The following is a 12,686-nucleotide window of genomic DNA, read 5'->3' on the forward strand; positions in this document are numbered from 1 at the left end:
TTACTTCTTAAAGTATTACATTACAAAGATGCTAACGAATGAAAGATTTTGCTTTACAGCATAAAAAAGAAACGTTATATAATTCCCATAATGGATTTATATAACGCTTATTATGTAGTTGTTGAAGAGGTTTAATCTGGTAGAAAAACAGTAAAAACAGAACCTTGATTTAGAGTACTATCCGCAATAATATGACCTTTGTGGTTGTCTACGATTTTCTTACAAATCGCAAGCCCAATTCCGGTTCCGGGATAATCAGTTTTAGAATGCAAACGTTGGAATAATACAAAGATGGTTTCTTTGAACTGAGGATCAAAACCCATTCCGTTATCTGTAAAAGTTATCTTATGGAATTTCTTTACATCTTGTTCTAATAAATCCGGATAATCTGCCGAAAGTACTTTTTCACTTTCAATTGTAATTTGTGGTGCAATATCAGGCTGACTGTATTTTAAAGAATTTCCAATCAAGTTGATGAAAAGCTGTTCGATCTGATATGGAATTACAGCCAGTTTAGGCAATTTTGATGCTGTAATAATGGCTTTCTTTTCGTCAATTATTTCAGTCAGTTCAGTTTCTGCATTTTCGAGCAATTCATTTAAGTTTGATTTTATGAACTCTTTTTTAGTTGTATTAGTTCTCGAAAATAAAAGTAAATCATCAATTAAGACACGCATTCTTTTGGCCGAAACTTCGATTTTTGCAATATAATCTCTCGCACTTTGAGACATAACCGCTTTGTCAGCATCTGAAACTCTCGAAATAAAAGTTTGAATTTTTCTAAGTGGTTCCTGCAAATCGTGACTTGCAACGTGATTGAAAGAAGCTAATTCTTTATTGCTTTTTTCAAGTTCTTTATTTCGTTCCTGAAGTTCGATATTAAGCAAGTGTTCGTCAGTAATATCGAAATTAATTCCAAGTAGAATTTTACTTCCTTGTTGATCCGTTAATAATTTCCCTGTCGTTTTAAAATATCGAACTTCATGACTCGGCAATATTATTTTATAATAAACGAAAGGCAATTGTTTATTTTGAAGAATTCCTTCCATAGATTTAGAAACATTTTCTTTATCATCAGGATGAACAAAATCCAGGAAAGTTTCTTTTACAGGAACAAAAGCATTTGGTTCGTAACCTAACAAACGAAATTGATTGTCTGAATAATCTATTTTTTGAGAGTCTAAATCCCATTGCCAGGTACTGAATTTACCAATTGCTTCAGATTCAGCAATAAGTCCGCTTGAGATTAAAAGCTTTTTATTGAAGACTTTCAAGCGTTCAATATCGCGGCTAATTTGTCTGTAAGCCAATAAAATAAAACATAATGCAACGAGAAATAAAGAAATAGAGAAAAGTGGACTTAATGAAATTTCGGCATCGTAAATTTTTAATCTTTTGGATAGATAACTTTTCTCGATATCGTTCATTTCATCAACCTTAAAACGAATGTTTTCCATCAGGATTCGACCGCCAAACATATGATTGTCGAGTTTTCGCTTATCATATGTTTTGGGATCGCTATATTTTAGGCAATTTTCAAAAGACACAAAACGCTGAATAATCAGCTTGAATAGATTTTGAAGATTTTGCTTCTGTATGGGATTATCAGCAGTTAATTTTTTTAACCTGATAAATGAAGTGTTTACCTTGTCTCGCGAATAAATATAAGGCGTTAAAAAACGGGCATTACGTGTAATTATATACCCACGCTGACCCGTTTCGGCATCCTTAATCGCCGACATTAATCGTTCCAGTTGTATGTTTATTTCATACGTATGCATTACCAACTTACTGGATTCGTTCAAATCCTGGTTGTGTTTGTAAGCAATAGAAGATAGAAATAACAAAATGAAAACTGCGATTACAAAAATAACTCTCAATGAGTTTGAAGAATTAAAATTTGGTATCCATTTCATTGGTATTCTATTATTTTAGTCGGAGCAGGAAATTATCACGATTTAACCCAGAGGTATGATAGTGCCAGTTTACGGTCACGACTTCATTAATTATTTTTTTAAGCGTGTTAAAATCGCTTGGCTTTTTGATATAAATGTTGGCTCCCTGAATAAACGTGTCTTCAATATCTTCCTCAGATGATGAAGTCGAATAGATTGCAATGATAATATTTTTAAGGCGCTCTGTTTTTTTAATTTCGATTAAACATTCTTTACCCGTTTTTTTAGGCATATTTAAATCCAGAAATAAAATATCCGGCAATTTATTGTCAGGATTATGTAAATGATCCATTAATTGCATTCCGTCGTGAACAAAGTCTACGTTAGTTTGTATTTTGATTTCTTCAAAAGCATCCTTAAAAAAAAGACGATCATCTTCATCATCATCAGCCAATAAAATGTATAATGCGTTTTTTTGCATTTTAGTATGGTATTTGGGTTTTATTTTAAATTTTCTCTGCGCTTCTTAATTATTCTCTGAAAAGCCGATGGCGTTATTCCGGTTGTATTTTTAAACTGTGTACTCAAATGCGCAACACTTGAATAGTTTAGTAAAAATGCAATTTCGGTCAAACTCATTTCATTAATAATAATTAATTGTTTCGCTCTCTCAATTTTCTGTAAAATGATAAAATTCTCAATAGAAGAATAGGTTACTTCCGAAAAAACATTCGATAAATAACCATAACTATGATTTAGTTTCTCAGCAAGAAACACAGAACTTTTATAATTATTGCTGTCGTCCATAAAAACCAGCTCAATAATAGCATCTTTTATTTTTTGAACCAGTACGCTTTTCTGATTTTCTACAATCTCAAAACCACACGGACTTAAATTATTTTTTAAAGTTTCAAGCGCATCCGCATCAAGATTGTCGGCAATCTCAATCTCTCCAAACCCCAAAGTCGTAAAATTAATATTTTGTTGTTCCAGGTTTTGTTTTAAATAAAGAGAGCAAATGGTATTTATGTCGAACTTTATAAATAGTTTCATTTTAAAGAAATTTGGTTAAAGATAATTAATTTATTTGTGGTTATGGCTTTTAATGCCTGCCAGAGTTATATAAACATTAAAAATATGAAATAAAATTCTCAAAAAAATACCGTCTAATATGTTTTACTAGACGGTATTTCTGATTGAGTTACAAGGATTTACAAATCTGAAAGGATTTGATGAAATTCTTCTTTTGTTTTTCCCAACTTTTGCTGAAGTCTTCCGTACATTTCGTCTTCTTTTCCTTCGGCAAACATCAAATCATCATCTGTCAGAGTTGCGTATTTTTGTTTCAATTTCCCTTTTAACTCATTCCAATTTCCTTTTATTTCTGTAGTATTCATGATCTTTTTCTTTTGTAATTAATAGTATTGTAAAATTGCAAATTCTTGGTTCAAGTTGTGTTACATCAATTTTGTCAAGCGTTGCATAATTCACATTTCACTATTATCTAGACCTGATAACGACGCAAAACCCAGGCCATTTTTTCATGTTCCTGCAACAATCCGGTTATAAAATCGGCTGAACCAATATCATTATTTTCATTTTCAAAAACAGGAATATAGTTTCTAAACTCGGTTACTAATTGCTCGTGATTTTCTAAAAGTTCCTCAAGCATATGTTTTTGTGAAGCATATTCTTTAGGAGATTCTTTTAAAGTCGAATTTTCTATAAACTCCTTCATCGTTCCAATCGTTTTTTCGCCAAGCTGACTAATGCGTTCTGCAACTTCATCGATATTCGCTTCTAAAACTCGGTATTGATCTTCAAACAATTTATGTAATTCCATGAAACTGTTTCCGGAAATATTCCAGTGAAATTTTCTGGTTTTTACATATAAAGTCATTTCATTCGATAAAATCGTGGCTAATATTGCAGTACTCTTTTTTAAGTTTTTTGGCGTTATTCCGATATGCAGACTCATAATTTCCTGATTTAAGGTTCGTTATCAAAAATAAAAAAACAGCCTTTTCTTTTTCTTACATAATTTGTTAAAGATGTTACATGAATTCAATGTTTTGGTAACATCATTATAGATCAATTATTGTAGTTTTGCCGCCAAACCAAACTAAAAATCCAAATTTTAATGAAAAAACTATTACTTAGTTTATTACTTATGTAGATGAGGTTAAAGATGGTTTAGATAAATCTACAAACTTTAATTTTAATGCAGGAAGTCCAAATGGAGCTTCAAATTCATGGGGAGAATTAGGGATTTCGTATGCAGCTGTTTTATACCAAAATAACCAACACTTTCTAAAAGGTGGTTTGACAGCAAAATATTTACAAGGTGGAGCAAATGGATATGTTCAGGGAAAAAATGTCAACGTAGCTTTTGTTCAGAATAACGCAAATCCAAAAGATGGAGCCTTAATTTCTAATGGAGAAGTTACTATTGGCGGAAGTCAGGATTGGGAAGCAAATGAAGATTATGATTTTGATATCAATTCAAGCGGTTTCGGATTTGATTTTGGACTTGTGTACGAGTGGAGACCAAATTATGAAGATTATGATTTAAGCAGAGCGACAAAAGTAGATAATAACTTTCGTGATCTTAATAAATACAAATTACGTTTTGGATTGTCTGTAACGGATATAGGTTCTATCAATTATAAAAATTCTAAAATAGATACTTATAATGTAACAGGAGTTGTAACGCAGCAAATGATTGATGATGCTCATAATATATACGATTTCTTAAATGATCATTATACAAAAATTTCGAGTTCAAAAGGAGTAAAGACAAATTTGCCAACTGCAATTCACGCTGACGCAGATTGGAATATGTACAGAAAATTCTATTTGAATCTTAACGGAGACATTAATATGGTAAGTAAAACCAAGCTAAATGCAACTAGTATTGCTGATCGCGTGAGTTTGACGCCGCGTTACGAAAGCAGATGGTTTAGTTTTTATGTGCCAATGACCTGGATGGAATATAGCGGAATGCAAGTTGGTTCCGGAATTCGATTGGGTGTTTTCTTTGTGGGTTCAGGTTCTGTTCTTAGTAATTTAGTTTCGAAAGAATCAAAAGGAGCAGATTTTCATCTTGGAATGAAAATTCCGGTTTATGAGAAACAATTCAAAGATACCGATGGAGACGGAGTTATAGACAAAGAAGACGCTTGTAGAAAAGTAGCTGGTCCGGCAAAAAATAATGGTTGTCCTTGGCCGGATTCTGATGGAGATAAAGTTTTTGATAAAGACGATGCTTGTCCTGATGTTAAAGGTCCTGCAGAAAATAAAGGTTGCCCTTGGAAAGATACTGATGGAGATACTTTATTAGACAACGTAGATGCTTGTCCTACAATCGCTGGTCCGGTAGAAAATAAAGGTTGCCCTTGGCCGGATACTGACAATGATGGCGTTTTAGACAAAGACGATGCTTGCCCAACGGCTGCAGGTTTAGTCGAAAATAAAGGCTGTCCGGTTCTGGATGCAGACAAAGACGGCGTGCCTGATAATATTGATGATTGTCCATTAATTGTTGGTCCTGCAGATAATAAAGGATGTCCAAAAGTGACTAAAGCAACTTTAGATAAATTAAAAGTAGAAGCTAAATCGATCTTTTTCGTAACAGGAAAAGCAACTTTAAGCGATGCCAAAAAAGGAGAAACTTCAGGAAGATTAGACGCAATTAAAGAAATCCTGAAAAATTATCCGAATGCTAAATTTGCTATCAACGGACATACCGATAATGTAGGAAACCCAAAAGCAAATCAGAAATTATCTGAAGACAGAGCAAAAGTAGTAATGGACGCTTTGATTGCAAAAGGAGTAAATCCTGAGAATCTAAGTTCACAAGGATTTGGAGCTTCAAAACCAGTTGCATCAAACAAAACTGCTTCAGGAAGAGCACAAAACAGAAGAACTGAAATTGTTTATTTAGGTAATTTATAAGCTAAATTGAATATAAAACCAAAAAGCCATTCTTAATTGAATGGCTTTTTTTATTTTTGCATACCTTCTAAAAAGAATTATCTGATGTATTAGAAGCGCTAAAAAATCAAGAATGACAACACAACAACTACACGAACAAATCCTTTTAAAGAAATCATTTTTATGCGTTGGATTGGATCCCGATCTAACTAAAATTCCACCTCATTTATTAGAAACCGAAGATCCTATTTTCGAATTTAATAAAGCTATAATCGATGCAACACACGATTTGGCAGTTGGATATAAACCAAATACCGCTTTTTTTGAAGCGTATGGAATAAAAGGATGGATTTCACTTCAAAAGACGATTAATTACATCAATGAGAATTTTCCTGAAATGTTTACAATTGCAGATGCAAAACGTGGCGATATTGGAAATACTTCAAGTATGTATGCAAAAGCTTTTTTTGAAGATCTAAATTTTGATAGTGTTACCGTTGCACCTTATATGGGGAAAGATTCGGTTGAGCCGTTTTTGGCTTTCGAAAACAAACATACAATCATGTTAGCATTGACTTCTAATGAAGGTGCTTTCGATTTTCAGACCTTAAATACAAACGGAAAAGAATTATACAAACAAGTTTTAGAAACTTCTAAAACATGGAAAAATAGCCACAATCTAATGTATGTTGTTGGCGCTACAAAAGCCGAATACTTTGCAGACATTAGAAAAATTGTTCCGGATAGTTTCTTATTAGTTCCCGGAATTGGCGCTCAAGGTGGAAGTTTATCGGAAGTATGCAAATACGGAATGAATGATAAAGTGGGATTATTAGTAAACTCTGCAAGAGCGATTATCTACGCCTCAAATGGAACTGATTTTGTCGAAAAAGCAAGAGAAGAAGCTTTGAAAGTGCAACAAGAAATGGAAGAAATTCTTAGTTTAAAGTTCTAGAAGTTTTAATTGTTTTAAGTTTCAAGTTTCAAGTTGCTTGACTTTGAACATAATTTTACCGCAAAGTGCGCAAAGTTTTTTCGCAAAGTTCACAAAGCTAAATCAACATAAAGCTTTGCGAACTTTGCGTTTACTAAGCGCAATCTATAACAAAAAAAAACTTTGCGCACTTTGCGGTTAAATACTCGCCCCAACAACTTGAAACCTGAAACAAAATAAACCTGAAACAAAAAAATGAAACAATTAAAAGATCAGCTTGGTACTTTACATTCTTTTGAGAACGCTCCAAAACGAATTATCTCATTAGTACCTTCGCAAACTGAATTGTTGTATGACTTAGGTTTAGAAGAAAGAATCATCGGAATCACGAAGTTTTGTGTGCATCCGTATCATTTCAAATCAACGAAGAAAGTTGTTGGCGGAACGAAGAAAATTCATTTCGAAAAAATAAAATTACTACAACCTGATATTATCATTTGTAATAAAGAAGAAAACACGGCAGAAATTGTCGAGCAACTAAGTTCTATTTGTCCGGTTTGGGTAACGAATATTATTACTATTGAAGATAATTTTCAGATGATATCAGATTTCGGACAACTCTTTAATTGCCGAACTGAATCTCAAAAGTGGAATGACAAATTGAATTTCGCTTTAAGCGATTTCAAAAAATATGTTCAGGATATTCCAGTCAAAAAAGCCGCTTACTTTATTTGGAAAAATCCTTTTATGGTTGCGGGCGATGATACTTATATTAATGAGTTACTGAAATTGAATCACTTTCAGAATATTTATGCTGATAAAGGTAGATATCCTGAAGTTGAACTAAAAAAAATGCGATTAGAAGGCGACCCGGATTTGGTTTTCCTTTCTTCAGAACCTTATCCTTTTAAGGAAGAAGACGCTTTTGAAATAGGACGTTTTACACATCACGCGAAAACTATCTTTGTAGACGGCGAAATGTTCTCCTGGCACGGAAGCCGATTACTAAAGGCTTTTCCATACTTTAAAATACTACACGAAAGACTGAAGAATTAAATTCCAATTTTTTCTTGACATTGAGCGTAATTTTACCGCAAAGCGCGCAAAGTTTTTTTTCCTAATTAAGCTTCTATAAAAAGGCAAAGTTCGCAAAGCTTTGTGTTTATATAGCTTTGCTGAACTTTGATTATTTATTTTATAAATTGAAAACTTAGCGAACCTTTGCGAAAAAACTTTGCGCGCTTTGCGGTTAAATCACGCTTTTAACTTAAAATTAATTAAAAGAACTCCTGAATTCTAAAGGGGAGAAATTGGTTTTGCTTTTGAATAGTTTATTAAAAGATTGAGGATATTCGAAACCTAATTTGTAAGCCGTTTCACCGACACTTAGTGAAGTCGTGGTAAGAAGTTCTTTGGCTTTTTCAATAATTTTATTATGAATATGATGCTGTGTGCTTTGTCCCGTAAGTGATCGTAACATATCACTAAGATAATTTGGCGTAACATTTAATTGTTCTGAAATATAAGCGACAGTTGGTAATCCTAATTTCTGAACTTTATCACTTTCAAAATATTCAGACAAAAGAGTTTCCAATTTTGCTAAAAGCGTATTATTTGCATTTTTTCGGGTAATAAATTGTCGGTTGTAAAAGCGATTACAATAATTAAGAAGCAGTTCAATATGAGAAATCATTACGTCCTGACTGAATGCATCTATAGAAGAAAGATATTCCTGTTCGATATTCTGCATAATTCCTGTAATCATAGTTTGTTCTTTTTCAGAAAGATGCAATGCTTCGTTAACAGCGTAAGAGAAATAACCGTACTCTTTAATTTTTTTTGCCAAAGGATAACTCTGAATGAAATCGGGATGAATTGCTAACATTGAACCAGATACAGCAGTATCCATTGGAACTTCTGTAGAAATAATTTGACCTGGCCCCATAAATGTCATGACACCTTCATCAAAATCATAATAGTTTTGACCGTATCGCATTTTCCCCTTAAACCCTTTTTTAATCGAAATAGTATAGAAATTATAAACAACACTCTTTAGATTATCATCAAAATGACAATGTATATCCTTCAAATTGACAAAACTTACCAAAGGATGATCTGGTTTTGCAATTTGTAATAAACGATGTAATTCTGAAAGAGAACTTATAGTATATGGAGTATGATCTTCTTTCTTCATGGTTTGAGATTTAAGACAGGAAAAGCTCTTGTAAAGATAACTTTTCCTGTAGATTTTTTTCTGAGTTCTTATAGATTAACAGATTTCATTCCAGATTCATCATAACGATTTCCGGTAATGGTTCCAACGGGAATAATACTTTCCAATCTGTCCAATTCATTAGCAGTCAGAGTAAGTTGTGCAGCCTCAATATTTTGTTCAACATATTTTACTCGTTTTGTACCCGGAATAGCTAAAAATCCTTTAGAAGCAATCCATGCCAAAGCTAATTGTGATGCAGTAATTTTTCTTTCGTCAGCAATAACTTTTATTTCGTTTAAGAGTTCAATGTTTTTATAAAATTGTTCTCCCTGAAAACGAGGAATTGATCTTCTAAAATCATTTTCGGCTAAGTCTTGCGGGTGCTGTATTTCTCCCGAAATGAAACCTCTTCCCAGAGGAGAATAAGCAACTATACCAATTTGAAGTTCTTCTAAAGTTTTTATAATTCCATCTTCTTCAATGCTTCTTTCAAAAAGAGAATATTCACTTTGCACAGCTGTTAGAGGATGAATGTTATGTGCTTTTTTTATTGTTTCAGAAGAAACTTCAGAAAGACCGATGTAACCAACTTTTCCTTCTTTTACCAAATCAGACATTGCCTGAACTGTTTCTTCTATTGGAGTATTAGGATCAACTCGGTGTAAATAATATAAATCGATGTAATCCGTTCCAAGATTTTTAAGAGAACGTTCTACGGCCTTTTTTACATATTCTTTTTTACCATTAAACTGCCAGGTAAGTTCTTCATTGTCATTAATCTCAAAGCCAAATTTTGTAGCAATTTTATAAGCATTACGGTTTCCTTTTATAGCTTTTGAAATTAATCTTTCATTTGACAACGGGCCATATAAATCTGCTGTATCTAAAAAATTACCTCCTAATTCAAGTGAGCGGTGGATTGTTTTTATAGATTCGGTTTCATCTGCTTTGCCATAAATATCGTTTCCTGCAATTTGGCTCATTCCCATACAACCTAAACCGATGTTAGGAACAATTAATCCCTGATTTCCCAAATTCATTTTTTTTATTGCACTCATATATTTTTGTTTTAAATTAAAATTGATAATGCAAAGTTCAGGAGTTATTGTTTTTTTGAAGTAGCCAAATCTCTAGTTATTGTATCCAAATTGATGGTTTGTTTTAAGTTTCAGGTTTTAAGTTGTTGGGGTGTGTATTTAACCGCAAAGTTCGCAAAGCTTTTTGTTGTGGATTGCGGTCAGTAAACACGAAGTTCGCAAAGCTATATATTGATTTAGCTTTGCGAACTTTTTTCGATAGAAAATAACTTCCCACAAAGGGCCTAAATCTTAGCGAAACTTTGCGAAAAAACTTAGCGAACTTTGCGGTAAAATTATGCTCAAAGCCACGAAACATGAAACGTTAAACCTGAAACAAAAGAAACTTTTAGGCATAAAAAAATGCCGGCATCTCGAAGAAGCCGGCATTATTTAACTAACCAAAACCAAAATAATAAATAACCAGTTTATTACATTACAAAGATCCGACATATATCAACCTTATGCTGTTAAGATCTTGTTATTACTTTGTTGGATATAAGTTAATGTTGAAGCTTTGCGAACTTTGCGTTTAGTGAGCGTAATCCATGACAAAAAGCTTTGCGAACTTTGCGGTTAAATATATGTTCAAAGTCAAACAACATGAAACAAAAGAAACTTTTTAAGGCATAAAAAAATGCCGGCATCTCGAAGAAGCCGGCATCATTTAACTAACCAAAACCAAAATAATAAATAACCAGTTTATTACATTACAAAGGTCCGACATATATGTATGTTTAGCTGTTAAGGTTTTGTTATTACTTTGTTGGACATAAGTTAAGATTATAGAAAAGGCTTTTCTGAGCTTTCTGTAACGTTAAATAACTTTTGGTTATTAAAATATAATAACAATCAATTTTGTTTATCAATATCGTAAAGATAAGTTTGTATATTTGATAAAACATTAAATATCAGCAATATGGAATCAAATAAAAAATTAACAACTGCAACAGGAACTCCCGTTCCAGACAATCAAAACATTCAAACAGCTGGCCCTCGTGGACCTGTTTTATTACAAGATTTTTGGTTTTTAGAAAAAATGGCGCATTTTGATCGTGAAGTTATTCCGGAACGACGAATGCACGCAAAAGGATCTGGTGCTTACGGAACTTTTACGGTAACTCATGATATTACAAAATATACAAGAGCCGATATATTTTCTGAGATTGGCAAAAAAACGGAGATGTTTGCACGTTTTTCAACTGTTGCGGGTGAAAGAGGTGCTGCTGATGCTGAGAGAGATATTCGTGGTTTTGCTTTGAAATTTTATACTAATGAAGGAAATTGGGATTTGGTAGGAAATAATACGCCTGTTTTCTTCTTTCGTGATCCAATGAAATTTCCTGATTTAAATCATGCTGTAAAACGTGATCCAAAAACCAATTTGAGAAGTGCTGATAACAATTGGGATTTTTGGACTTTGTTACCAGAAGCTTTACACCAAATTACAATCGTAATGAGTGATCGCGGAATCCCAAGATCATACAGACAAATGCATGGATTTGGTAGTCATACTTTTAGTTTCATTAATCATCAAAATGAGAGACATTATGTGAAATTTCATTTTGTAACGCAACAAGGAATTGATAATCTTTCTGATGAAGAAGCGGCTAAATTAGTAGGAGGAGACAGAGAAAGTCACCAACGTGATTTATTTGATGCAATTGAAGAAGGAAACTTCCCAAAATGGAAAATGTTCATTCAGGTTATGACCGAAGAACAAGCAGACAATTATCGTTTCCATCCTTTTGATTTAACTAAAGTTTGGTTAAAAGGTGATTATCCATTGATTCCTGTTGGAGAATTTGAATTAAATAAAAATCCTGAAAATTATTTTGCCGAAGTAGAGCAAGCAGCTTTTAATCCTGCGCATGTACCTCCTGGAATTAGTTTCTCACCGGATAAAATGCTTCAGGCACGTTTGTTCTCTTACGGAGATGCGCACAGATATCGTTTAGGAGTTAATAATTACCAAATTCCGGTAAACTCTTCAAGATGTCCTTACAATACTTTTCATAGAGACGGAGCAATGCGTGTAGATGGAAATAATGGTTCGAAGAAACATTATGAGCCAAATAGTTTTGGAGAATTGCAGGAACAACCTGAATTTAAAGAACCACCGTTGAAACTTCATGGAGATGCGTGGGCGCATAATTTCAGAGATGATGATAATGATTATTTCACACAGCCAGGTTTGCTTTTCCGTTTATTAACAGATGAGAAAAAACAATTGTTATTCAAAAATACTGCAGGACAAGTAGGAGGAGCACAAAAGTTCATTCAGATTCGTCATATCCGCAACTGTTATAAAGCCGATCCTGCATACGGAGAAGGTGTAGCAAATGCTTTAGGACTAACAATGGATGAAGTAAATAACTTTTCTGATCCACGATTATTAATCGAAATTCGATAAGGTTTTTTTTGATGGTTCAAAGGTTCTGAGTTACAAAGGCTCAAAGTTTGCCTTCGATTTTAAATAATAAACCCGACAGGTTTTAAAATCTGTCGGGTTTTGTTGTTTTATATAATAAATATAAATATTTCTTTATGTAAACCGGATTGAAATCCGGCCTTACAATATAATTCGTTCCTTCGGAACTTTAAAAGAGCTTTAGCTCTATTAATATTGTAGA

Annotated in this window: 11 protein-coding genes; 4 read left to right on the forward strand and 7 right to left on the reverse strand. The window is 33.1% G+C overall.

What is annotated here, in order from left to right:
• Positions 1-131 precede the first annotated feature (131 nt).
• The 5 genes from CLU81_RS20030 to CLU81_RS20050 all read right to left on the reverse strand — a co-directional run bounded on the left by CLU81_RS20030 (position 132) and on the right by CLU81_RS20050 (position 3,873).
• Positions 132-1,916 carry a CHASE3 domain-containing protein gene (locus CLU81_RS20030; protein ID WP_099711413.1) on the reverse strand — a complete coding sequence of 595 codons (1,785 nt, stop codon included), beginning with the start codon at positions 1,914-1,916 and terminating at the stop codon, positions 132-134.
• A 10-nt stretch (positions 1,917-1,926) separates the two neighbouring features.
• Positions 1,927-2,376: a response regulator gene (locus CLU81_RS20035; protein ID WP_099711414.1), complete on the reverse strand. Its 450-nt coding sequence runs from the start codon at positions 2,374-2,376 to the stop codon at positions 1,927-1,929.
• Between the two features lie 20 nt (positions 2,377-2,396).
• Positions 2,397-2,948 carry an AraC family transcriptional regulator gene (locus CLU81_RS20040; protein WP_099711415.1) on the reverse strand — a complete coding sequence of 184 codons (552 nt, stop codon included), beginning with the start codon at positions 2,946-2,948 and terminating at the stop codon, positions 2,397-2,399.
• A gap of 158 nt (positions 2,949-3,106) precedes the next feature.
• A complete protein-coding gene (locus CLU81_RS20045; protein WP_068843283.1) occupies positions 3,107-3,292 on the reverse strand; it encodes a CsbD family protein in 186 nt (61 codons plus the stop codon).
• 107 nt (positions 3,293-3,399) lie between these two features.
• A complete protein-coding gene (locus CLU81_RS20050; RefSeq protein WP_199174580.1) occupies positions 3,400-3,873 on the reverse strand; it encodes a Dps family protein in 474 nt (157 codons plus the stop codon).
• 185 nt (positions 3,874-4,058) lie between these two features.
• On the opposite strand from CLU81_RS20050, the gene CLU81_RS20055 reads away from it, so the two are divergent.
• The 3 genes from CLU81_RS20055 to CLU81_RS20065 all read left to right on the forward strand — a co-directional run bounded on the left by CLU81_RS20055 (position 4,059) and on the right by CLU81_RS20065 (position 7,818).
• The gene (locus CLU81_RS20055) at positions 4,059-5,849 is read left to right on the forward strand and encodes a DUF5723 family protein (RefSeq protein WP_233209781.1); all 1,791 of its coding nucleotides are present in this window, start codon (positions 4,059-4,061) and stop codon (positions 5,847-5,849) included.
• A gap of 112 nt (positions 5,850-5,961) precedes the next feature.
• A complete protein-coding gene (pyrF, locus tag CLU81_RS20060; RefSeq protein WP_099711416.1) occupies positions 5,962-6,783 on the forward strand; it encodes an orotidine-5'-phosphate decarboxylase in 822 nt (273 codons plus the stop codon).
• A gap of 234 nt (positions 6,784-7,017) precedes the next feature.
• Complete coding sequence (locus CLU81_RS20065) at positions 7,018-7,818, forward strand: ABC transporter substrate-binding protein (RefSeq protein WP_099711417.1); 801 nt, start codon at positions 7,018-7,020, stop codon at positions 7,816-7,818.
• Positions 7,819-8,035: 217 nt separating this feature from the next.
• Here CLU81_RS20065 and CLU81_RS20070 read toward each other — a convergent pair whose 3' ends face one another.
• A complete protein-coding gene (locus CLU81_RS20070; protein ID WP_099711418.1) occupies positions 8,036-8,956 on the reverse strand; it encodes an AraC family transcriptional regulator in 921 nt (306 codons plus the stop codon).
• Positions 8,957-9,024: 68 nt separating this feature from the next.
• A complete protein-coding gene (locus CLU81_RS20075; protein ID WP_099711419.1) occupies positions 9,025-10,035 on the reverse strand; it encodes an aldo/keto reductase in 1,011 nt (336 codons plus the stop codon).
• Between the two features lie 937 nt (positions 10,036-10,972).
• On the opposite strand from CLU81_RS20075, the gene CLU81_RS20080 reads away from it, so the two are divergent.
• Positions 10,973-12,466, forward strand: coding sequence for a catalase (locus CLU81_RS20080; protein WP_099711420.1), 1,494 nt, complete (start codon positions 10,973-10,975; stop codon positions 12,464-12,466).
• Positions 12,467-12,686 lie beyond the last annotated feature (220 nt).

The sequence above is a fragment of the Flavobacterium sp. 9 genome (assembly GCF_002754195.1).
Lineage (GTDB): Bacteria > Bacteroidota > Bacteroidia > Flavobacteriales > Flavobacteriaceae > Flavobacterium.